This window comes from Anaerohalosphaeraceae bacterium, from assembly GCA_035378985.1.
Taxonomy (GTDB): Bacteria; Planctomycetota; Phycisphaerae; order Sedimentisphaerales; family Anaerohalosphaeraceae; genus JAHDQI01.
This window is the reverse complement of the sequence record DAOSUR010000018.1, coordinates 17,845-41,395: the sequence shown is the minus strand read 5'-3', so window position 1 is coordinate 41,395 and position 23,551 is coordinate 17,845. Positions and strand designations below refer to the sequence as shown.

General features: G+C 57.2%; 17 protein-coding genes. 14 read left to right on the top strand and 3 right to left on the bottom strand.

Going from position 1 to position 23,551, the window contains the following annotated elements:
• Nucleotides 1-134 precede the first annotated feature (134 nt).
• Nucleotides 135-3,419 (bottom strand): glycosyl hydrolase, encoded by a 3,285-nt coding sequence (locus PKY88_11460; GenBank protein HOQ05820.1) that lies wholly within the window; start codon nucleotides 3,417-3,419, stop codon nucleotides 135-137.
• A gap of 206 nt (nucleotides 3,420-3,625) precedes the next feature.
• Here PKY88_11460 and PKY88_11455 point away from each other — a divergent pair, with 206 nt between their 5' ends.
• The 14 genes from PKY88_11455 (at nucleotide 3,626) to PKY88_11390 (ending at nucleotide 19,810) form a co-directional block, all read left to right on the top strand.
• Nucleotides 3,626-4,318, top strand: coding sequence for a cytidylate kinase-like family protein (locus tag PKY88_11455; GenBank protein ID HOQ05819.1), 693 nt, complete (start codon nucleotides 3,626-3,628; stop codon nucleotides 4,316-4,318).
• Nucleotides 4,319-4,454: 136 nt separating this feature from the next.
• On the top strand, nucleotides 4,455-4,760 hold the full coding sequence (locus PKY88_11450) for a hypothetical protein (GenBank protein ID HOQ05818.1): 306 nt from the start codon (nucleotides 4,455-4,457) through the stop codon (nucleotides 4,758-4,760).
• Between the two features lie 59 nt (nucleotides 4,761-4,819).
• Nucleotides 4,820-6,796 (top strand): V-type ATP synthase subunit I, encoded by a 1,977-nt coding sequence (locus PKY88_11445; protein ID HOQ05817.1) that lies wholly within the window; start codon nucleotides 4,820-4,822, stop codon nucleotides 6,794-6,796.
• A gap of 63 nt (nucleotides 6,797-6,859) precedes the next feature.
• Nucleotides 6,860-7,342, top strand: a complete 483-nt coding sequence (locus tag PKY88_11440) for a V-type ATP synthase subunit K (GenBank protein ID HOQ05816.1) — start codon at nucleotides 6,860-6,862, stop codon at nucleotides 7,340-7,342.
• Nucleotides 7,343-7,392: 50 nt separating this feature from the next.
• Complete coding sequence (locus PKY88_11435) at nucleotides 7,393-7,986, top strand: V-type ATP synthase subunit E family protein (GenBank protein ID HOQ05815.1); 594 nt, start codon at nucleotides 7,393-7,395, stop codon at nucleotides 7,984-7,986.
• 5 nt (nucleotides 7,987-7,991) lie between these two features.
• Complete coding sequence (locus PKY88_11430; GenBank protein ID HOQ05814.1) at nucleotides 7,992-9,029, top strand: V-type ATPase subunit; 1,038 nt, start codon at nucleotides 7,992-7,994, stop codon at nucleotides 9,027-9,029.
• Between the two features lie 70 nt (nucleotides 9,030-9,099).
• Nucleotides 9,100-9,420 carry a V-type ATP synthase subunit F gene (locus PKY88_11425; GenBank protein HOQ05813.1) on the top strand — a complete coding sequence of 107 codons (321 nt, stop codon included), beginning with the start codon at nucleotides 9,100-9,102 and terminating at the stop codon, nucleotides 9,418-9,420.
• 49 nt (nucleotides 9,421-9,469) lie between these two features.
• Complete coding sequence (locus PKY88_11420; protein HOQ05812.1) at nucleotides 9,470-11,248, top strand: V-type ATP synthase subunit A; 1,779 nt, start codon at nucleotides 9,470-9,472, stop codon at nucleotides 11,246-11,248.
• Nucleotides 11,249-11,284: 36 nt separating this feature from the next.
• The gene (locus PKY88_11415; protein HOQ05811.1) at nucleotides 11,285-12,700 is read left to right on the top strand and encodes a V-type ATP synthase subunit B; all 1,416 of its coding nucleotides are present in this window, start codon (nucleotides 11,285-11,287) and stop codon (nucleotides 12,698-12,700) included.
• A 12-nt stretch (nucleotides 12,701-12,712) separates the two neighbouring features.
• Nucleotides 12,713-13,333, top strand: coding sequence for a V-type ATP synthase subunit D (locus PKY88_11410; GenBank protein HOQ05810.1), 621 nt, complete (start codon nucleotides 12,713-12,715; stop codon nucleotides 13,331-13,333).
• Between the two features lie 142 nt (nucleotides 13,334-13,475).
• Nucleotides 13,476-15,341 carry a hypothetical protein gene (locus PKY88_11405; GenBank protein ID HOQ05809.1) on the top strand — a complete coding sequence of 622 codons (1,866 nt, stop codon included), beginning with the start codon at nucleotides 13,476-13,478 and terminating at the stop codon, nucleotides 15,339-15,341.
• Nucleotides 15,342-15,682: 341 nt separating this feature from the next.
• Nucleotides 15,683-17,071 carry a hypothetical protein gene (locus tag PKY88_11400; protein HOQ05808.1) on the top strand — a complete coding sequence of 463 codons (1,389 nt, stop codon included), beginning with the start codon at nucleotides 15,683-15,685 and terminating at the stop codon, nucleotides 17,069-17,071.
• A gap of 28 nt (nucleotides 17,072-17,099) precedes the next feature.
• Nucleotides 17,100-18,653 (top strand): Hsp70 family protein, encoded by a 1,554-nt coding sequence (locus PKY88_11395; protein HOQ05807.1) that lies wholly within the window; start codon nucleotides 17,100-17,102, stop codon nucleotides 18,651-18,653.
• A 2-nt stretch (nucleotides 18,654-18,655) separates the two neighbouring features.
• Nucleotides 18,656-19,810: a hypothetical protein gene (locus PKY88_11390; protein HOQ05806.1), complete on the top strand. Its 1,155-nt coding sequence runs from the start codon at nucleotides 18,656-18,658 to the stop codon at nucleotides 19,808-19,810.
• Nucleotides 19,811-19,819: 9 nt separating this feature from the next.
• Here PKY88_11390 and PKY88_11385 read toward each other — a convergent pair whose 3' ends face one another.
• Both PKY88_11385 and PKY88_11380 read right to left on the bottom strand, forming a co-directional pair.
• On the bottom strand, nucleotides 19,820-20,935 hold the full coding sequence (locus PKY88_11385) for a cellulase family glycosylhydrolase (protein HOQ05805.1): 1,116 nt from the start codon (nucleotides 20,933-20,935) through the stop codon (nucleotides 19,820-19,822).
• Nucleotides 20,932-23,394 (bottom strand): hypothetical protein, encoded by a 2,463-nt coding sequence (locus tag PKY88_11380; protein ID HOQ05804.1) that lies wholly within the window; start codon nucleotides 23,392-23,394, stop codon nucleotides 20,932-20,934. Before PKY88_11380 ends, PKY88_11385 begins: the two co-directional genes overlap by 4 nt.
• Between the last annotated feature and the right edge of the window lie 157 nt (nucleotides 23,395-23,551).

Genomic DNA, 23,551 nt, shown 5'->3' with positions numbered 1-23,551 from the left:
AGCGCCCGCTGCGCGGGCTCAAAAAACCACCTGCCGTCATTCCCCAGCCTGTCGTCATTCCCGCGAAGGCGGGAATCCAGGAGTTTTTCATCCATACCTTCCCCGCCACTCTGGCGGGCGCGGCTATTATTCTGCTATTCTTTCTCTATGAGGACAGCCACGGGTCCCAGAAGGCCGGACGGCTCAAGCCCCCAGTCTCGCCGGACGGTAATGTTGGTTTTGGTGCGGCGCTGGTCCGGCGGCAGGTTCCGGTCGCCGATAAGCCGATTGCGCCAAGAGTTGACCACTTCCACTTCGAGCACGTTGACGCCGTTTTTCAGGACGGCGGAAATATCCGCCTGAAACGGCGGTGTCCAAAGAATCCCGAGGTCTTTTCCGTTGAGCATCACTTTGGCGATGCCGACATCTTCGACGCGTCCGAGGTCCAGCCGATATTCCCGTCCGGCCTGCAGGGGCTTTTCGAGCTGGAAGCTTTTCTTATAGACCGCCGCACCGGAGTAGAAACGCACGCCTTCCTGTTCGTGCTGACTCCAGTCAAGCAGGTCGGGAAAAACAATTTCCTCCGGGCCGCCCCAGTGGGGGTCAAAAGAAACCAGCCAGGGGCCGGTGAGAGTCTGGACAGTCAAATACTCCTTATAATTGGCTGCAGGAGCCGGCTGCGCAGATGCCGTCGGCTGGAACACCACAAAGATGGAACCATACGGGCCCAGGCGAAGCGTCACTTCAGTGCGTCCGTCTGACTGCCGGAAGGCGGCGGGTTTGACCTGTCCGCTGACGGGGTCCCACAGCTGCGGGATTTTGCCGCTGATGCGGAAACGGCAGTCAGCCGTCACGACGGTTTCCGTCTGATTGGAGACAAAATACACATCCGCATCCTCGCGAGTGCAGTGAATGTAGTCCAGCTGCACACCGGGGTTTGCGCCGGAAAATTCGAAGTCGGGACGAATGCGGTCTTCAAGCAGGACCTGGCGTGCGGTCTTGCCCCAGATGAGCCGGCCGCTTCCGATGGTGCGCTGACCGGCAGGCGGCGTCACTTCGCCCCACAGCTGGTCGGTCAGCTGCTCAAAACGCTGTCGGGCGGGCAGTCCGCCGACCAGAGAAACCATCCGTTCCGGACGCTCACAAAGGACCGTCGCTCCCTGACGAAGCAGTTCATTGACTTTTTCGAGGGCCTGAAGCGAAAGAACTTTGTGATCCGGCATCACCAGCAGATGATACGAGATGCCGCCGGGGACGACGATTTTGCCGGAGCGGACTTTCAGTTTGGCCAGAATGACCTCATCCGTGATGTCATAGTCGAATCCGGGCAGGACTTTGGCCGGGTCGTCTTCCTTGAGCCGGGCGATATTGGGTACGTGGTCGCCGTAATAATACAGCACATCCGCGACAAATCTGCCTTTGCGGAGCATATATTGGCAGCGGCTGATGTACTGGATAAAGGGGATGGAATGATGCCACCAGGTCACCTGCGGGTTGACGTGGGTGCCCGCAAAATATTCCTGTCCGGGAATGCCCATCTCTTTGGGCGAGCAGGTGAAGGTGTGGAAGAAAATCTGATTCAGTCCGGCACAAAACTCATGGTCCATCGCGGGCTTCATCGTCTTCCAGAGCACATCATTCCAGTGACGTCCGATGGTGGTAAAGGACTCGGCCGCGACGATTTCTTTGCCGTAAATGTGCGCGGCGGCGGCCGCCTGCTTGACGAAGAAGCGCACTTCGGGCGTGGGACGATGCGGCGAGGGCGACCAGAACTCGGACATAACGATATCGCTCTTGCCGTAGTTTTTAACGCCGTCAATGGGGCCTGCGTGCGGGCCGGCGGACTCGGGCTGAATCTGGAGGTTATGCTTGTGGGCTAATTCCGCAAAAACCGCATAGTGATTGTCGGCTACACAGTCGGCCAGCGTCTTGCGGAAGTCGGCCAGGAAGGCGTTGGACACTTCGCGGCTTTCGATAATCTTGCCGGCGATGACCGGCAGATAGGGAATGGGGTCGTAGCCGCGGTATTTTTTGAAATCTTCGGCAAAACGGTCCGACCAGTTCATTCCGCCGCATTCCCAGCTGTCAGTCTCCAGCTGCTTGAGGACGGTGCCTTTGAGGGGGCCGGCGGCTTCCAGTAACGGCTCCACTACCTCGTTCCAGTAGCGTTCAAAGGCGCTGCGGCCCAGGTAATCAATCACCATACCCTGCCAGCCCCCGCTGGACGTGGAGACGCGGGCATCGGTGGGCGTATAGCCGAAGCGCAGCACCGTCCAGGTGCCGGCGGGAACCGTCCAGGTGAGTGTGCCGTCGCCCGCCAGTTGCTCCGTCAGGTTGACAATGTCCTTCAAAGAGGCGTCTTCCTCGCCTTCCACAGGGGGAATATCCTCCAGCAGAAACCGGCAGTCCGGAGCGGACATCCCCAGTTCCTCGTGCAGAATTTTCAGCTGCAGATTCTGAATGCCCGGTCGGGAAACAGTGCCGGTGATGGGTTTTTTATTTTCATCGAGCCAATACAGTTCAGCGACCTGCACATTGCGGGGCTGATCGGGATGCCGCAGGTCATAGGCCTCCTCAAAAAGAATGCGAAAGACGGTGCCGGTCTGTTTTTCCATTTCCACGGTTTTTTGTCGGCCGTCTTCGATGGAAACGGCTTCATGCGGAGGATTTTCATCAACTTGAATGCGGATTCTTTTGGGGCCGTAGCCGGGCCGGCCCAGCACTTGTACTCCGGAGATAGCAACGGGTTTTTCAAAGGCAAACTGAAGCCACTGGGGTTTTTCCGCGGAAGGCCCCTGCCCGGGTTCCGTGCCGCCGCTGACCCAGAAGGTATCCGGATTGCCGTCGAAGACGAGGGCGGCGGGATAATCCTGCTGAGCGGAGCTGCTTTGGACCGTCCAATGGATGTCGGAGGGTTTGTACAGCTTCAAAGGAAAAGCCAGCACGGCAATGTCCCGATACCAATTCCGGTTTTCGGGGGTCGGAAGTTTCTGTTTATACTGCTGCGGGCCTTCAATCTGCACTTCGGACCAGGTCAACTGTTTGGCGGCCCAATCGGCCGTCACGATGGGCCCGCCGAGGTTCCAGCCGCTCTGGATGGACAGCCCCAGTTCCAGTCCGAGCCGCTGGGCCTCCCGGAGAGCATGCTGGTAAAGTTTCACCCATTCAGGACTTCCAAAAAGCGGCCCGGCCGGGACTTGGGCGTTGCCTCGCTGGTCAGCGCCTCCGGCGTCGAAAATCATCGCTCCGCTGAATCCCTTGGCTTTCATCTCTTCCAGGTCACGGGTGATGGCCTCGGCGGTGACATTGCTGTTCAGCCACCACCACCAGCACCGCACCCCCGCCCAAGCAGGGGGATTGTGAAACTCCTGTTCCGATAACACAGCAGAGGACGAACAAACAATGCTCAAGAACATCAGGCACAAACCGAACTGCCGCATTCGCTATTCCTTTCCTTCAGTGACTGGTACGATATATCATACGAAAATCGTTCTATCCAGCAGTATTTGGAACAAGGAATTTTCTCTATTTTAACAGGAAATCCAAATCCGCCTGAACGCTTTGCGGCTTAACATCGTCTGATAATTCCGATAGAGTAATATGAGAATTGAGCAAACAGGCCGGAAAACCATTAAAGGACGATGCAATGAGCAAGCCGACCCTATCCGCCTATCTTCGTGACCATTTAGAGAATGTGAATCGAAAACAGGAGCCCGGCCCTTTTTTGACCATTTCGAGGCAGTTCGGCTGTGATGGATTTGAACTGGGACAGTATCTTCTGGAAAAACTCAATCAGCGTGACGAATTGGGCCGTTGGAAACTGTATTATAAAGAGCTGCTCAAGCAGCTGGCGGAGGATACCGGCCTGACCGAGGAGTTGATTGAACGGGAGCGACGAGCTAAGCCCAGTCTTTTCAAGGACTTTCTGCGAGGTTTGCGAAAAGGAAATGTTCCGGACGGGTACGAAATCCGCAATAAAATTATGCTGATGGTGCGCACCATTGCTTATGAAGGGTATGCGATTATTATCGGACAGGGCAGTGCATCGGCGACCTATGACATCGAGAACGGATTAAGCATTCGGGTTGAAGCACCGAGAGATTGGAGAATTGCGAGGGTGAGTATTCGTGAGAAAATAGATAAAACAGCGGCGGCTGTTAAAATAGATGAAATAGACAAAGAACGCGAATTTATGCGGCGTCTTTATGAAGAAAAAAATCCGCGCGAGCCGGCATTCGCTATTACGCTGGACAATTCGATTTTCAAAAAAGAGCAGATGGCAGATTTGATTCTTCTGGCAATGGAACAAAAGGGGCTCATTGGGCCTGCCAAAAAGTAATCCCCAAAGAAAACTCCCGTTTTTTCTCCAAAAACCGAAAGTTTTCCCTTGTCCTGTTTGGGGGGCTTGCTATGATAAGTCCCTGAAAAAAAAGAACGCAGAGGAATTTTGAAACCGCCGAAAGCAGGACGATTCTATGGAACTGGTTCAACGAATCAAAGACGCAGAACAGCAGGCCCGGCAAATGATCGAACAAGCCAAAAAAGAGGCCGCTGAACTGCTCGAAAAGGCCGCCGTCGAAGAAGACCAGATGCGCCGTCGGGCACAGCAGCAGCGGAAAGAACGCATGGCAGCGGCCCTTGCCGAGGCCGAACAGAGCGGCCGGGCCCAGGTCGAATCGCTTCTGAAAGAGGGACAAAAGCAGATTGATGCTCTTCGGCAGAAAGCCGCGGGGCGAATGGAAGAATGCATCCGCGTCATTTTGTCCCATTTGCCCCAATGATGCTCCGTCAGGAATCAATGCAGACCTAATTTTTTTACATAGACAGAAGGAACAAACAAATGGCCATTGCGCCGATGGAAAAGATTCTGATCATCGCCCACCGCAGCCAGGCGGCCCAGCTCCTGGAGGCCCTTCAGGAAGCGGGGCTGGTGCATCTGCTGGATGCGGCACAGGCGATGGTCAGCAAGGAATGGCCGGAACTTCAGACGGAATTCCGCCGTCCCAAAGACCTCGAAGAACTGGTCAGTCGGCTGGAAAAGGCCATCGCTTTTCTGGAAGCCCACGCACAGGAGCCCTCGGGAAGGAGTCTGTTTTCTCCGCGTGTGGAGATTGACGCTTCCGCATTTTCGGCCATTCTGAGCGGTCAGGAGGCAATGGACCTGCTGGACCGGACGGAGCAGACCCAGAAGCGGCTGGAAGGCCTTCAGGCGGAGCTGGAACAGACGACGGAGCAGCTTCAGCGTCTTTTGCCGTGGCGGAATCTGACGTGCCGCCTGGAGGATTTGGCCTCCTTTTCCTCGGTTCAGGTGTTTGTCGGGATGATTCCCGCGCAGAATGTTCCGGCGGTTCAGCAGGCCCTCGAAGACCTGTTGTGCACGGTGGAGCTTGTCGGAGAAGCGGAAAACCGGAAGGCATGCCTGATTTTTGCGCCGGCCGCTCAGACGGCAGAAGTGCAGAAAATCCTCCGCGGTGCTGAATTTGAGGCCGTTCATCTGGAAGGACTCAAAGGGACGCCGGCGGACCTGATTGAACAGTGCCGCCGCCGTCTGCAGGGAATTGACGAACAAATCGCTCAGGTCAGCCGGGAGGCCGCCTCTTTATCCGGACGGCAGCTGGAACTGAAAGTGCTCTATGACTACTACAGGAACCTGCTGGAGCGCAAGACCGCCCTGGCCGGCGCTCCGGCAACGGAGCAGACGCTGTTTCTGGAGGGCTGGACCAAGCGGAAGGACTATCCTCGCGTGCAGGAAATCGTCCGGCGGTTTGAGGCGTGCGATGTGACGGTTCTGATCCCGACAGAAGGCGAAGAGCCGCCGGTGGAGATTGAGAATGTGCCGGTGGTTCGTCCCTTTGAAACCATCACGCGTCTGTACGGAATGCCGGCCCCGACTTCGGTGGACCCGACCGTGTTTCTGGCCCCGTTTTTTGCCGTCTTTTTCGGGCTGTGCATGGCGGATGCGGGGTATGGGCTGATTCTGACCGCCCTGCTGGCCTGGGTGCTTCGAAAAGTCCGGGCTAACAAAGGCATCTTTTGGATGCTTCTGATCTGCTCCATCACCACAACGCTGGCCGGCCTGATTATGGGCAGCTGGTTCGGGGATGCCGTGACCTCCCTCCTGCCGGAAGGGTCCGCCCTGCGGAGCGGGCTGGATGCCGTGCGGACCCAATTAATGCTGTTTGACCCGATGGCCAACCCGATGTTCTTTTTCATCCTTTCACTGGCCCTCGGCTATTTTCAAATTCAGTGCGGGCTGTTCATCGCCTTTTTCGCCAACCTGCTCAAAAAAGACTGGGCCGCCGCCCTTTGCGACCAGCTGGTCTGGATTGTTCACCTGAACAGTCTGCTGTGCATCGGCCTGGTCTCCGCAGATAAGCTGCCGAAAGAATTCAAAACACCGTGCATCATTCTCGTGTGCCTCACCTCCGCCGTGATTGTTTTGTTTACGGTACGAAGCGGCGGCTGGGCGGGCCGGCTGGGGCTGGGCGTCTATCAGCTTTTCAGCACCGTTTTCTTCATCGGAGATATTCTCAGCTACGCCCGTCTGCTGGCCCTTTGTCTGGTGGGAGCCGGCTGCGGGATGGCAATCAATATTCTGGTCAAACTGGTCTTGGGCGTCCCATATGTCGGATGGCTGCTGGGAGCAGTGCTGTTTGTCGGAGGACATCTGTTTAATATCGCCTTGTCGGTGCTGGGAGCGTTTGTCCACTCGCTGCGGCTTCAGTTTGTGGAGTTTTTCCCGAAATTTTTCACCGGAGGCGGAAAAGATTTTGTTCCGCTGCAGAAAAAGTTTCAGTATGTTGAAATTCGCAAATAACACCCGTTCTCAAAACGGGCGTGCAAAACGTGTTTCGCAGGAAGAAAAAGAAAGGAAGTCTGTATGGCGATGATGGGTTTAACATTTGCATTGGTAGGAGCTGCATTGGCTGTTTTTCTGTCCGGAATCGGCTCGGCCATCGGCCTGGGGGCCGCCAGCAAAGCCGCAACCGGAGTTCTCAGCGAAAAACCGGAACGGTACGGCACGCTGATGCTGCTGGTTCTGCTGCCCAGTACGCAGGGACTTTACGGCTTCATCGTCGGCCTGATGGTTGTGATGAAAATCGGGCTGATTGCCGGTCCCGTTGCCACCGTCACATGGGCTCAGGGGCTTGAGCTTCTCGCAGCCTGTCTGCCGGTAGCCGTCGCCGGTTGGATCAGCGGCATCCATCAGGGCCGCACGGGAGCCGCCGGCATTCTGATGGCGGCCAAACGTCCCGAACTGGCGTTCAAAGCCGGCGTCATTTACGCCGCAATGATTGAGTTGTACGCCATTCTGGGCTTTCTGATTTCCTTTTTGGTCGTGAGAGCCATCCAGGTCGGCTGAGAAAAAACTGAAACCGAAGCCAACGGCTCGTGTGCCGGTGAAGGTTGCCTATGAAAGCAGAACAGGTCGTTGAAAAGATTTTATCGGAAGGCCGTCAGGAGGCCCAGCGGATTCTGTCGGAGGCGCAGGCAAAGGTCCGGCAGAGGCGCAGCGCTCTCGAGGAGGAACTGAAGGCCTTCGAGCAGGAAACGGAACAGCTGGCCCGTCAGGCCGCCGAGGACAAACGCTCCCGGATGCTGGCGGCGGCGCGAATGGACCTTCGGAAAAAGATTCTGGCCGCCAAAGCGGACCTGCTGCGGGAGGTATTCGAGACAGCCTGCCGGCGGATTAACACAATGGCGGACGGCCCCTATCTGGAATTGATGGGCCGACTGCTGATGCAGGCGGTTGTCACCGGTGATGAAGAAGTCCTCGTCGGCAAAAACGAAACCCGAATCAATCCGGAGTTTCTCAAACAGATTAACAAACGCCTCGGCCCGGGCTACAAGGGCAACCTGAGGCCGGCGGCGGAAAAAGCGGACATTGACGGCGGCTTCATTCTTCGCCGCGGCAAGGTGCAGGTGAACTGCTCAACGGAGGTGCTGCTGGAGCAGATTCGCCAGCAGACGGAAATGGAACTGGCGGCCAAACTGTTTGCTGACTGATGCAGATGAACAGTGAACCGAGCACAATCGATTTTGTACGGTATCCCCCGGTGGGGGCGGAGGACTGGCGGTACGCCTTTGCAACGGCCAAGGTGCGCGTGCTCGAGACGATGATGCTGGGCCGGGCGATGCTGTCGGAGCTGGCCCACGCGGACAGTTTTGAAGCGGCGGCGGAGATGCTCGGCGGAACGGAATATGCCGTCCCCCCTCAGGCCTCCGCAGAGGAAATTGAGGAAATGCTGCTGTCCCGCCGACGGCAGGTGCGCCAGCTGTTTGTGCAGCTGGCGGAGGACCCGGGGCTTGTGCAGATGTTTCAGGCCCGCGAGGATTTTGCCAATATGCGGCTGGCCGTGCGGCGCGTCGTTACGGACAGACCCCTGGGGACGGACTACAGCCCGGAGGGGGCCGTGCCGGCGGAGGAGTTTGAAGAAATTTTTCAACAGGAAAATTATGAGCGGTTTCCGGAGTACCTGCAGGAGGCCGTAGAGGCCGCTGTGCTGGCTTATTACGACAACAAGGATATTCGGCAGATTGATTATGCCATCGACCGGGTGGAGGCCGCCTGGCGGGTTCGGCACAGTCAGGCCATCGGCAGCGTCTTCTGTCTGTCGCTGTCGCGGATTCGAATCGACCTGTACAACATCCGGACGCTGCTGCGTCTGAAAGCCGCTGAACGCCAGGAGCGGTTTCATTTTCTGCCGGACGGATTCATCGAAACGGCCCGTTTTGTTCAGGGACTGGAACACAACTACGATGCACTCGTGCCGCTGTTTTACGCCACCCCCTATCTGGAACTGGTAGAGGAAGGAACACGGTATTTGCGGGAAAAGGGCTCGTTTCTGGCCCTCGAGCGGGGCTGTGAAGATTATCTGATGGAATTTCTGAAAACGACCCGGTACCTGGCGGCGGGACCTCAGCCGATCGCCGCTTATCTCCTGATGAAAGAAGCGGAGATTCGGACGGTCCGAATGCTGCTGATGGGCAGGAAAAACGGCCTGTCCGCTGAACTGCTGCTGGACCGGCTGGGGACGTGGATGGACTAACGGACCGGCATCAAACAGAACACGAACAAAAAAGAACCGGAAGCCGGCGGCGGCTTCCAAAGGAACAGCAATGGAAGGCAAAGCAGCCGTATTGGGAACAGCGGATTTTGTGATGCCGTTTTCGGCGCTGGGGCTGGATACCTTCGCCGTAGAGCCGAAAACGGAAGCGGTGCAGGAAACGGCCAAAGCCATCCTGCGGCAGCAGTACACACTGGTCGTGGTGGCGGAAAACGTCGCTCGCCAGGCCCAGCCGGTTTTTGATGCGGTGATGCGGAAGGCCGTCCCCTGTGTGGTGGTGGTGCCGTTTACCGCTGAACCGACCGGCGTTGCTACCGAATCGCTCGGACGGCTGATTAAACTGGCCGCCGAAATCAATATTCTGAAAAATTAAAACAGCAGAGCCCTTCAGACAACTTTTTGAGCAAACGGAAGCAGGAAATATGACGGAACAAAAAATCGGAAGAATCATCAAAGTAGCCGGCCCGGTGGTGGTGGCCGAAGGAATGACCGGCGCTCATATGTACGATGTCGTTCGCGTCGGCGAAGAAAACCTCATCGGGGAAATCGTGGAACTGCACGGCGACAGGGCCAGCATTCAGGTCTACGAGGACACCGTCGGCATCGGCCCGGGAGAGAAGGTGGTCAATACTGGTGCCCCGCTGAGTGTGGAACTGGGACCGGGGCTGATTTCGAACATTTATGACGGCATCCAGCGTCCGCTGAGTGCTCTGGTGGAAGCGCAGGGCAGCTTCATCAAGCGCGGCAGCGATATTCCGGGGCTTCCGCGGGACAAAAAGTGGCACTTCCGGCCGACCATTCAGAACGGCACCGAGGTCGAACCCGGGGATATTCTGGGCGAGGTGCAGGAATCCACGCTGGTTCGGCACAAGATTATGGTGCCGCCCGGTGTGCGGGGACGGCTGGAGGGTCTGTCGGAGGGTGAGTTTACCGTTACAGAACAAATCGGCGTGGTTAAGACCAAACAGGGCGAACGGGTCCTGACGCTGATGCAGAAATGGCCCGTTCGGCGGCCCCGTCCGGTTCAGCAGCGGCTGAATCCCAACAAAATCCTGCTGACCGGCCAGCGCGTCATTGACGCATTTTTCCCGATTGCCAAGGGCGGAACGGCCTGCGTGCCCGGCCCCTTCGGCACCGGCAAAACAGTTGTGCAGCACCAGCTGGCCAAGTGGGTGGATGCGGATATCGTGGTGTATATCGGATGCGGCGAACGCGGCAACGAAATGACCGACGTGCTGATGGAGTTTCCGGAACTGACGGACCCGCACAGCGGCGAGCCGCTGATGAAGCGGGTTGTGCTGCTGGCCAACACGTCGGATATGCCTGTGGCGGCCCGCGAGGCGTCGGTTTACACCGGCATCACGATTGCCGAATACTTCCGCGATATGGGGCTGTCAGTGGCGCTGATGGCCGACAGCACCAGCCGATGGGCGGAGGCGATGCGGGAAATCTCCACGCGGCTGGAGGAAATGCCCGCGGAAGAAGGGTATCCGGCCTATCTGGGGGCGAGAATCGCCTCCTTCTATGAGCGGGCCGGCCGGGTCATCTGCTCCGGAAGCCCGCAGCGGGAAGGGGCCCTGTCCATCATCGGGGCGGTCAGTCCGCCCGGCGGCGACCTGTCTGATTCCGTGGTGCAGGCCACCCTGCACGTCGTGAAGGTCTTCTGGTCTCTGCTGGCCCGTCTGGCCCAGCAGCGGCACTTCCCCGCGATTGACTGGCTGACCAGTTATTCCTTCTACAAGCAGTACCTGGCGGAGACCTTTGAGGACAAAGACAAGGGACGCGAGTTTGTTCAGATGACCAAAGAGGCGATGGCCCTGCTGGAACAGGAAGCCCAGCTGGTGGAAATCGTGCGTCTGGTCGGTGCGGAGGCCATCAGTGCCGCCGACCGAATGGCCCTCGAAACCGCCAAGAGCATCCGCGAGGACTTCCTGCACCAGAACGCCTTCCACAAGGTGGATACCTACACGCCGATTGACAAGCAGTATGATATGCTCAGTCTGATTCTGCATTTTCATCGGCAGGGGCTGGCTGCGATTGAACGCGGCGTGGAGACGGCGGAGCTGTTTGCCCTGCCGGTGCGGGAGGACATCGCCCGGGCCAAATACATTGATTATGCCGAGGCGGACAAAATTCGGGCGATTCGGGACAAAATCGACGCCCAAATCAAAGAGCTTTATTCTGCGACGGCAGCTAAATAAGGAAATCTGTCAGAGAGCAGACACAGGAGTTTTTCCATGTTAAAAGAATACAGAACCGTTCAGGAAATCGCCGGACCGCTGATGCTGGTGGAGGGCGTGGAGCGGGCCAAATACGGTGAAATCGTGGATATCGAGATGGGCGACGGCACCATCCGGCACGGTCAAATCCTGCAGGTGGAAAAAGACAAGGTGCTGGTACAGGTGTTTGAAGGAACCGAAGGCATCGACGTGCGGGATACGACGGTGCGGTTTCTGGGCAAGCCGATGGAGCTGGCGGTCTCGCCGGACATCCTCGGGCGTGTGTTCAGCGGGACGGGACAGCCCAAGGACGGCGGACCGGCCATTATTCCCAAAAAGCGGCTGAACATCAACGGCAACCCCATCAATCCGTATGCCCGCGACTATCCGAATGAGTTTATTCAGACGGGCATCAGCACGATTGACGGGCTGAACCCGCTGGTGCGCGGGCAGAAACTGCCGATTTTCTCCGGTTCGGGTCTGCCGCACGATGAAATCACGGCTCAGCTGGCGCGGCAGTCGACCGTGCTGGGCAAAGGGGAAAACTTTGCGGTGGTGTTTGCGGCGATGGGCATTACCTTCGAGGCGGCCCAGTTCTTCATCAATGACCTGACGGAGACGGGAGCCATCGAGCGGGCGGTGCTGTTTATCAATCTGGCCAATGACCCGGCGATTGAGCGGATTGCCACACCGCGTGTGGCCCTGACGGCGGCGGAATACCTGGCGTTTGAAGAGGATATGCACGTGCTGGTCATCCTGAACGATATGACCAACTACTGCGAGGCGCTGCGGGAAATCAGCGCCGCCCGCAAGGAAGTGCCCGGTCGGCGCGGCTATCCGGGCTATCTGTACACAGACCTGGCCACCATCTATGAGCGGGCGGGCCGAATCAAGGGCAAAAAGGGCTCGATTACAATGGTGCCGGTGCTGACAATGCCGGAAGATGACAAAACGCACCCGGTGCCCGACCTGACGGGGTACATTACGGAAGGGCAGATTATTATGAGCCGCTCGCTTCACCGGCGAGGCATCGCTCCGCCGGTGGACGTGCTGCCCAGTCTGTCGCGTCTGAAAGACAAGGGCATTGGTCCCAACAAAACCCGCGAAGACCATGCCGACCTGTACAACCAGCTGTATGCGGCTTATGCCCGCGGCAAGGAAGCCCAGGAATTGGCGACGATTCTGGGTGAGGCGGCCCTGTCGGCGGAAGACCAGAAATATATGAAGTTTGCCAACGAATTTGAGGCCCGCTACATTTCTCAGGGCTATTATGAAAACCGGACGGTCTTCCAGACTTTGGACCTCGGCTGGGAGCTGCTGAGTATGTTTGAGAATGCAGAACTGAAGCGAATTGACGTCAAGCTGATTGAAAAATATATGCCGAAGTTCCGCGCCAAACAGGAGCAGAAAACCGTGGAACTGAAGAAGCCATAAACGGCGGGACCTATGCAGCAGAATATCAATGCAACCCGAATGGAAATGCTGCGGCTCCGCAGGCGCGTCGCCCTGGCCGTGCGGGGACATCGTCTGCTCAGCCAGAAGCGGGATGAAATCAGCCGACAGCTGGTGCTGATTTCCCGCTCGCTCAAGGAGCTTCGGCAGAAGGTCGAACGGGAACTGCTGGAAACAAGCCGGCGGTTTGTGATGGCCCGTTCCACGATGGAGCCGGAACACGTCCGGGCGGCTCTGGAAATTCCCACGAAAAAGTTTTCTTTGGCTGTGCAGTTTGCCGGCATCATGAGCGTAAAGGTGCCGGAACTGACCAAACAGATTGAAGGAGATATTGTCTGCTACGGATTTGCCACAACCAGCGGCGAAATGGACGTCGCACTGCGGGCTCTGGAGCGGGCCTTTGATACCCTGATTGAGCTGGCGGGCAAAGAAAAACAGGCTCAACTGCTGGCGATCGAACTGCAGAGCACCCGGCGGCGCGTGAATGTTCTGGAGCACGTGGTTATTCCGGAACTTCAGGCGACGATTCGGTTCATTTCCAACAAACTCGGCGAGGTGGAGCGGGATAACATCAGCCGGCTGATGATTATTGCCGATATGATTCGCGGAGAATAACGGCGGATTGTATATCGGGTACCTCTGTATTCCGGAAAACGATTCTTGCCTCACAGGGTTTCTGTCTGTACAATAGTATCTTCATTAAAGTTTAGGCCAAAACCTTAAAGAAACCGGTTTAGGAGCCGGTGTGTAATCTTTTATGGCGGAACCGAGTCCAGGCATAAAACCCGCCGGGCCTATCAAATCCTTTATGACGGCCGGCCCGACTTTGCACTACAGCCATGCCAATGTGTACAGCTGCTGGCTGCTGTCGATTGTGGTCTATGCAGGGGTTTGTCTGTTCTGGGGCCGCCTGACCAACGGTCAGTTTCTGGTTCTGAATCTTCTGGAGCTGTTTCACCCGAATCAATGGCATCTGGGACGGGTCGTCACGGAACCCCTGAGCATCTATGAGTATCCCTGGCATATTGCAATCTTAGGCACGCTGATGGGAATCCTGGCGGCTGCACCGCTGCTGACGGCCCAGCTGATGAGTTTTCGATTCAGCATCCCGATGATTGTCCTGGCCGTTTTTTTGGCACGTCTTCCGATGCTGGGAATCTTTCTGGTGCTGTCCTGCATTGCGGTGGCCTGCCGTCCGCTGCGGTTCCGTTCGCGGATTATTTCGCTGGCGCTGTGCATGGCCGGGCCGATGATTTACTGGGCGGCCTTCGGCGGCATCCGCAGCAGCGACCCGATTCGGTGGGGTATTTCCTATACGCCGTGGATTTACGCCTGGCTGATTGCGATGCTGATTGCCGGAGTCGTCATCGCCGTCGGACATTATACGCGGTACCGCCCCGGTCTTGTCTGGCTGATTACGCTGGCGGCCGCGGCGGCGGCGTATCTGACCTTTGAAAAAACCATCGGCTTTGATGAACTGGATTTTCAAATGTACGTCGCAGGCCACAATCCGGAAGAGCAGGCGGAATTCCACGACCATTCCCTCACCAAATACCTGGACCGGATTCTGGCGGATGAAATGCGGTACAGCTATTTTGCAGGATATTTTTATCCAAGCGATAAAATCGATCTGCGGAAAAAACTTCGCGAAGAAATTGAAAATCTGCTGTATTACAACCGCTGGCCGCAGTGGTTTGCCGGCGACCTGCCGGAGAAACTTCGCTACCAGTCCAAACGGAGCGAACTGCTGGCTCAATACAACTATTTCCTGGAGAAAAGGCCCACCAGCCGCCGCGTGCCGATTGCGCTGTACTTTAAGGCAATGCTGAACGAATTAACACCCGATGCACGCTATTTCGGGCAGACGGAGATTCTGCATTTTTATCAGGACTATCCTTTTTATGAAAATCTTCACATCTGGCAGGACCTTCTGGTTCGATTCCCCGACAGTCCGGAGGCCCTGGAGGCCCGCTGGCGTCTGGCCGTTCACATGGCCGGACAGGGCCGATTCAAAGAGGCGCAGGATTTGTGCGGAGTCGCTTTGACGCTGCTGGAAAAAGAAATGCCGTCTTTTTCTGAACCTGCGATTGCCGCCGGCAGTCTGACCACAGCCTTCGGGCGGCCGATTCAAACCGCAATGACCCGCTATAAACTACAGGACCTTCGAACCCGTCTGCTGATGCTGATGGAACTGATTTCACCCGCCAATCAGGGCGGCAGCGAGGCGGAGCGGCAGCGTCTGGCCCGGTTTGTTCTGCTCAACCCATACGGAATTCAGTACGCCCGCCAGATTGAAGACCTGCTCGCCGGCGCCTCCGCGGAAGACCCGCTCCGCGACAACCTGCTGGCTGCCCGTGCCCGCCTGATTGGAGACTGGCAGATGCGTGCGGCGGCCCTGCGGGAAGTCTGGGAAAAATATCCGGACCGTGACGGAGGAATTCAGGCTCTGTATGAACTGGGAGCCCTGCGTCTTCAGCAATGGAAAGAAATGAAGGCGGAGACCGCCAAAGCCGAACTGCTGACCGAAGCCCGTTCCCTGCTGAACCGCCTGATTCAGGACTATCCGCAAAGTCCGTATGCCGAGTCGGCCCGTCGGCTGCTGGCCCCCCTGGCCAACCTCTAAAACATCTCAACACCTTATCGGACATCCTTCCTCCACCGAACCTGTCCTGAGCACATTCGGAGACTGAAATTTTCAAAATCCGCCCTGCAGGACCGATAAAAACCTTTCCTGGGCCCCTCTCGGACGGCAGAGTTCTTTATCCCATAGGAGAAAGCACAGACGGACTTACCTCCGACTTCCGTTTAGCCGATAGATAGGCAGTGTTTATTGTTATGTTTTAAAAAGACCGGGACCTGTCGTACCAAGGGTCCTGCCATGTAGTTCGAGAGACCAGAAGGGCCGTGGTCCTGCCGTCCAATCGGGCCGCCGGCACCAAACCTCAATCAGTAATGAGGCCTTTTATGGAAGCGGACAGGGATACTCAGAAAAGCAGCTCCGCCAGAAACTGGATGACCTGGGCACTGCTGGCGCTCCTGCCGGGTTTGACGGGATGGTGCATCGTTTTAACCCAGAAACAAATCCAGCAAAACCGGAGAGAAAGTTATCAGGAAATCAGCCGGCAGGAAAAAGACGAGTTCCTTCGGATGTACGAACAATGGAATCGGCTCAGTGACCAGGAGAAGGCGGATACCCCCTGGGGAACCGGGCCGTACGGCGGACCGGAGATTCAGAGAAAACTGAAAGACCATCAGGAAGAGCGTCTCTTGGCCGACCTTCCGGACCTGCTGACGGAATCGGCTGTGCCCAGTGAGTTGGGGGATATTTTGTACGGTCCCGACTGGAGGGAACAGGTTCGGAAATATCAGAAGCAAATTGAGTATCAGGAGATTCTGAGCATCGTCTCCACGATTCTGCTGGCTGCCGGCGGACTGGTATTTTCCATTGGACTATTGATTTGGCTGGCCGGAGCAGCGAAAAAGGCGGCCGCTAAACGAGCAGAATTAAAGGAGGCCTCCCCGGAAACCGACGCTGTTTCCTCCGAAGGCAAATCAAAGGACTCCCGCGATCAGGCAAATCCTGCACCGCAAGGATTGCAGGAACCGCAAGCATTGCAGGAAAAGGAGGTTCACCTCTTCCCGCAGCGAAAATCCGCCGACAAAAAAACATCCGCCGCAGACCGTCAAACACCAACCGTCTTACCCGCAGAACCGGCGAAGAAAAAACCCTCTGAACCCGCCGACAAGGGACATATCGGCACAAAGACAGCAGCCCCGGCTGCTTCTGCTGCAGGGGATGCCGAACTGCAGACGGCTTCACAAACAGCCGCCGCCCTTCTGACGGAGCCGGAGCCGACCGCTTCAGACCCCATTCTGGCCTCGCTGATGGCCCCAATTCCGGTGGTTAAGGGACTGTCGGAAATCAGCGAACAGATGTCGGCCATTCGCGAATTCGCCGCCGAACAGCAGAATCAGGTCCGGAAGTTTCAGGACGGCTATGACTGGATGCTGATTAAGCGGTTCTGCCTGCGGATCATCCGCTGCATTGATAATCTCGAAGACCGCATCCGGCAGCTGCAGAGCGCCAATCAGGATGTCTCGATGCTCAAGGATATCCGGGATGAGATTCTGTTTGCCCTCGAATCCAGCGGCGTGGAGCAGTACGAGCCGGAAATCGGGCTGGAATACAAGGGACTGGAGCGCTACGCAGAATCCGTCCGGGAAAAGAAGGAAAATGACGACCCGACTAAGAGCGGACGCATCGCGGAAGTGGTCCGTCCGGGCTATCAATATCTGATCAACGATGAAGAGGTCAAAATCGTTCGCTGCGCTCAGGTGAAACTGTATGCGTAGAACGAGGAAAGCATAAGGACTGGAAACTATGGGCATGATAGCAGGAATCGATTTGGGAACAACATTTTCGGCACTGGCGATTCTGAACAAAATCGGCCGCCCGGAGGTCGTTCCGAACAGTGAAGGAGAGCGATTGACGCCGTCTGTCGTGTATTTTGATGAAGACCAGGACGCCACGGTTCGTGTCGGCATCGAGGCGCTGAACTGCCGGCAGCTCAATCCCGACAGGGCCATCCGCTGGATTAAGCGGCATATGGGCGATTCCCAGTGGCGGAAAACCATCGGCAGCCGCGTCTGGACGCCGGAGGAAATCTCCAGTTTGATTTTAAAGAAACTCAAACAGGACGCGGAGATGATTTACCCGAACATTCAGCATGTCGTCATCTCCGTGCCGGCGCATTTTGACGAGGTTCGCCGAAAAGCCACGATGGACGCCGGTGCGATGGCGGGCCTGAACGTCATCGGCATCGTCAATGAACCGGTGGCGGCGGCTCTCTACTATGCCACCACACACGATGTCAACGGCCGGGTGCTGGTGTATGACCTGGGCGGCGGTACGTTTGATGTGACGATTATGGATGTCAGCGGCCAGAATATTCAGATCGTCTGCAATCAGGGAGACCACGCACTGGGCGGAGTGGACTTTGACCGGAAAATCCTTCAGATGTTCGAAAAAACCTATCAGGAACAGACCGGTCAGCCGCTGATTACCAACTCGCAGGAGCAGGCCCAGTATGAGGATGAGGCCGAAGATGTGAAAAAGACTCTCTCGCGCCGCCCCGTCGCCAAAAAGATTTTGTACGGCAAGGCCGGCAGCGCCCGGGTTGAAATTACGCAGGCCCAGTTTGAAGAAGCCGTCGAACCGCTGGTCGGACGCACGGAGATGCTCATTGACGTCAGTCTTCAGGAAGCCGGCTGCACCATCAAAGAGATTGACCAGGTCCTGCTGGTGGGCGGCAGCACCCGCATTCCGCTGGTGCAGAAACGGCTGACCGAAAAATTCGGCAAGCCCCCGCTGGTGGCCGTCAACGTCGATGAATGTGTAGCGCTGGGAGCAGCCATTCACGCCGGCCTGACCCTGCTGCGGCAGCACCCCGAACAGGTCGAGGCGGGTATTGCCGCCGGTCTGCGGGACATCAAACTCAAGGACGTCTGCAACCACAGTTACGGGACCCTGTGTGCTCCGTTTGATGAGGCCACAGGCAAGCACGTGATTCGAAACAGCATCCTGCTGAAGAAAAATACCCCGCTGCCCTGCGAAGCCACACAGACGTTTTATACGATGTGTGAAGGGCAGACGGAACTTCAGATTACCATCACGCAGGGAGAAGATGAAGACCCCGACTTTGTCAATAAGATTGCCACGGAAATCTTCGAACTGCCGCCCAATCGTCCGGCCAATCGGCCGATTCTGGTTCGGTACAGTTATGACCTCAACCAGCGGATGCACTGCACATTCTGCGATGAGGAATCCGGACGCACGCTGGAGGTGGATTTCGACCTGAGTGAAGACGGCGCTGCAGTGCATCAGAGCTCCATTCAGCAGAAGACAAAGGAAATCGCCAAATTTCAGGTTCGCTGACGATGACCGAACAGGCCCTGAGCATTCTGATTGTTGTGCTGACGCTGGGAGCGGTTTTGGCGGCCCTCGGCCCGGTGTCGCTGCGGCGCTGGCTGGGCGTGCTGATTCCCGCCCTGGACCCCCGGCGGTTTGCCTGCCGGGTCCTGCTGTTTGAGGAGGAAACGGCCGCCGGCTGCCGGGATGTATTAAAAATCCAGATTCAGGGTGCGATTCGTGTCCCGTACCCAAACTGTGATACCGATCTCTTGATTCAGTTAACAGATGCAACCGATAAACAGACCGCCGCCAAACCCGTGCTTTGCAGACGCCCGGAATGGTCATTGGACGGCACGCCCGCCCATCAATACCGGTTTCACAACGGCATTCTGCCGGCCCGGGTGTCGGTTTTGAAAGACTGGGTCACTATTGCCGAAATCGGCGCCTGGGAGCTGGTCTTTCCGCGGCGCGGACCGGCCGTACTCGAGTGTGAAGTGACCGTTCTGGACAAGACGACCGGAAAAGTACTGGCGTCCGCACGAAACCAGGTGCCGCTGCTGTCTGAACACTTCGGATACGAGGAAATCCAGCAGCAGCGTCTGGCCAAACAGCAGGCGATGCGCCAAATTGCCGCAACCGTTTGGCAGATGACGGCACCCAACCCCACAGGCAAAGAAATGCTGGAGCGGTGGCTGCAGGAACGAAAGCTGCCCGCCGCCGAACAGACGGAACCCCTTTCCGACGAGCAGGCCGCCGCCCTCGTACGGGACGCCTGCGAACAGCTGGCGGGCTATGCAGAACCCGCCGAGTGCTGCAGCATCCTGGAAATCTGCATGCGAATCGCCGCCTGCGCCTCCGGGATTCCTCAGCCCCTTCTGCATCTGCTTCAGACTATCGCCGCCAAGCTGGAGATTCCCAAAAACCGCTGGGAAACCCTTGTGCAGAAATACCTGAGCCGTCAGGCCGAACACATCCAGGACCCGATGCTCCTGCTGGGACTTCACGAGGGGATGACGGAGTCGCAAATCCTTGAGAAACTCACCAGTGAATACCGCAAATGGAACGCCCGCGTGACCCATCCGGACCCGGCCGTCCGCAAACAAGCCGACCAGATGCTCAATCTGATAGCCCAGTGCCGCAGCCGATTTGCCCGTCTGACCTCCGGCAGCAGTCGCGGATAAGCTTTTCTTTTACAGCGAAGAAGCCGACGGCTCGTTCGCACCGGCCGGCTGGTCATCGTTTCGCTTCTCGTAGAGATAATCCTTCAGAAAGCAGCCCATCTCATAGGGCCCGCAGCGCAGCGTCCAGTCGGGGTTAAACAGCTTCGGATTCCAGTCGTAGCTGGCGGCCCAGCAGGTGCTGCTGATTTTATACTGTTCCGCCCAGTTCAGCAGCGGATGGGCATAGTTGTCAACCGTGGCCGCCGGAATGCGGCTGCGGCGGAAACTGCGGCTGAATCCCCACTCGCTCAGAAAAACCGGATGCACCTTCACGCACCGGAGGATATGGTCTTTGTACCACTGGGCGTTTTCGCTGAGCCAGTGCATCGGATAAATGTGGGAAACGATGGCATAGTTTTTGTTTCCGACGGGATCTTCAATCGGATGGTCGGCGGCGGGCCCGATGATTTGCGAATAGTTGGCGCCGGCAATCAGCAGCAGCGTCTGCGGGGCGTACTGCCGAATCAGATTGACCCACTCCTGCATATCTTTGCGGACACTCAGCCAGCATTCCTCATCCGTGCCGACTTTATTAATCGGCTCATTGAACAGCTCAAAGATGACGTGGCTGTCCTCCGCAAACCGCGGCGCCATATACTCCCAGAACTGCCGCGTCGTTTCGCGATGGTCAAAGGTATTGCCGATGTAGTGCCAGTCCACAATCGCATACAGGTCTTTGCTTTTGCAGTAGTCCACCACGGGCCGCAGCAGTTTTTCATAGAAATCATCCCGTCCGGGGATAAACGTCCACGGGCTCTTGTAGTCCTCTTCATCCGGCGGATAAATCGGGATGCGGATGACCTTCGGATACCACCCAGGCGAGGAGCCCTGCGGGTCATTGCGGTTGGTCAGCCGGTCAATCATTCGAATCGCTCCGCCGAACTGCTTTTCCGTCCCGCCTACATCAATCAAAGACACGCCGCGCAGGACTACCACATTGCCCGCCGGGTCTTTGAGGACCGTCCCTTCCGCACGCAGCCGCGGTGTAGCGGCGGCGGCCCAGACCCCGAGAAAGAACCAAAGGACAAAGGTTTTGCTGTCCGCCCTGAATCCGGACCGGTTGGATTGTCTCTGAACAGGTTTCATAATTTTATCCCCATTTCCGCATCAACGCGAACGGTTTGGCCGGCCGGAAAGACAGGCACGACTTGCCCCGGAATCGGTTTTCCATTCACCAGCAGGCGGCGAATGCCCTTCATTACCCCGTCCGGATTGCTCACATAAATCTCATACCGACAGCCGCGAAAGAGCCGATAGACAGTAAAACCTTTCCAGTCCGGCGGGATGCACGGGGCGATACAAAGCCCATCGTATTCAGGCCGAATCCCCAGGATATATTGCGTCAGGGCAACATAGGTCCAGGAGGCGGTGCCGGTCAGCCAGGAGTTTTTGGCCTCGCCGGGCATCGGGGCATCCTTGCCGGCGATGGTCTGGGCAAAGCAGTAGGGCTCGCTGCGGTAAATGTCGAGCCGGTCTTCTTTGGCCGCCGGACAAATCCGCCGGTACAGCTCCCACGCCCTGTCGCCGCGTCCAAGAATGGTTTCGGCGATAATCATCCAGGTGTTGTTGTGGCAGAAGACGCTCGCATTTTCCTTATAGCCGGGCGGATATGAGGTGATTTCGCCCAGATAGTCGCGGTAGTAGGTATAGGCGGGCTGCACGAGAACCATTCCGTTCTCATCGGCCAGATACTCCCAGGCACTGTCGAGGGCCTGTCGGGCTTTTCCATCCTCCAGCCCCAGGCCGGCCATTACGCCCCAGCCCTGCGTTTCAATAAAGATTTTGCCTTCATCGCAGGAGGCCGAGCCGACGGGCCGCGAAAAATGGTCATATGCCCGCCGGAACCATTTTCCGTCCCAGCCGAACTGCATCACGGCCTCTTTCATTGCGGCGGCCTCTTTTTCGTAGGCGTCTGCGGCCGCCGCCTCGCCGCGCCGGCGCAGCAGGGCCGCCAGCCGGCTTGCACTGTAAATAAACAGCTGGGCAACCATCACCGATTCCGCCCGGCCGCCTTCGATATCACCGGCCAGCTGAAAACTTTCGCCGGGAGTATTGCTGAAGCAGTTCAGATTCAGACAATCGTTCCAGTCGGCATGGCCGATCAGGGGCAGATTGTGCGGCCCGCGGTCGGCCAGCACCCGACGGGCCGACTGATGCAGATGGTCCAGCAAGGTCGTACGTTCGGCACTCTGGGGTTTGTCCGCATATCCGACGGGGGCGTCGAGAATCGATTCATCGCCGGTCTCGCGAATGTAGGCGTCTGTTGAAACAATCAGCCACAGGGGGTCATCGCTGAAGCCGGTGCCGGCCTCATGATTGCCCTGTTTGGTGAGCGGCTGGTACTGGTGATAGCAGGTGCCGTCGGAGTTCTGCGTGGCGGCCAAATCGAGGATGCGCTGCCGGGCCCGTGCGGCCACCATCTGCACGGAGCCGAGCAGGTCCTGATTGGAATCCCGAAACCCCAGCCCCCGCCCGATGCCGGACTCAAACGAACTGGCCGAACGCGACACGTTGAACGTAACCATGCATTGATAGGGATTCCAGGTATTAACCATCCGCCGAACCAGCGGATTGTCTATCTCCGTCTGAAGGGTTCCGAGAACCTGCTCCCAGTGCCGCCGAAGCTGCTGAAACTTCTCCTCAATCTGCTCGGCTGTCTGAAACCGCCGGAGCAGGTCATAACATCGTTCTTTGTTGAGCACGCCGGGGGCGGAAAATTTCTTCTCGGGCGGATTTTCCAGATACCCGAGGACAAAATGGAACGAGCGGGTTTGGCCGGCCTCCAGCGTCAGCCGCAGGTGATGGGAGCCGACCGGCGCCCAGCCGTGGGCAATGCTGTTGAAGGATGTTCGCCGGAGCACGGCCTCCGGACAGCCGTAATCATTCATATTGCCCAGAAACGCATCGCGGCTGGTGTCAAATCCGACAACCGGCTCGCTGCAGGCAAAAAAGGCATAATGGCTGCGGCGTTCCCGGTACTCGGTTTTGTGGTAAATCACGCTGCCTTCCACTTCGACCTCGCCGGTGTTCCAGTTCCGCTGAAAATTAGTCGCATCGTCCCAGGCATTCCACAGACAAAACTCCGCATAACTGAAGATGTCGATGGTTTTTTTGCGTCGGGTATGGTTAGTCAGTTGGACCGCCCACACCTCCGCATCCTCATCGACCGGCACAAAATAGGTTGTTCGGGCTTCGAGCCCTGCAAGCCGGCCGGTAATCACGGTATAACCGAGGCCGTGACGGCACTGATAAAAATCCAGCGCACGGCGCATCGGCTTAAAGCTCGGGTTCCAGGTGTTTCGCCCGTCGCACAGATACAGATAGCGGCCGGGATTGTCTTTGGGCACGGCATTGTAAAAATAACGGGTGATCCGCCGCAGCCGGGCATCACGATAGAAACTGTAGCCGCCGGCCGTATTCGAAATAATCCCCAGATAATCCTGAAATCCCAGGTAGTTTATCCACGGCAGGGGTGTGTCGGGACGCGTGATGACATATTCCCGAGCCGCCTCGTCAAAAAAACCGTACTTGGATGCCGTCTTCATTTTGCTGTCCTTTTTTGCTGTTTTTTGTACGGCATTATCTCTGCTGTCTAAAATATTTGCATTAGGGGTTTCTGTAAAGATTATTTTTGGAAGAAAACAAAAAAAGGGCCTGCCTATTCCGCAGGCCCCGTTCTCCTATTCCTCGCTGCTCGATTCC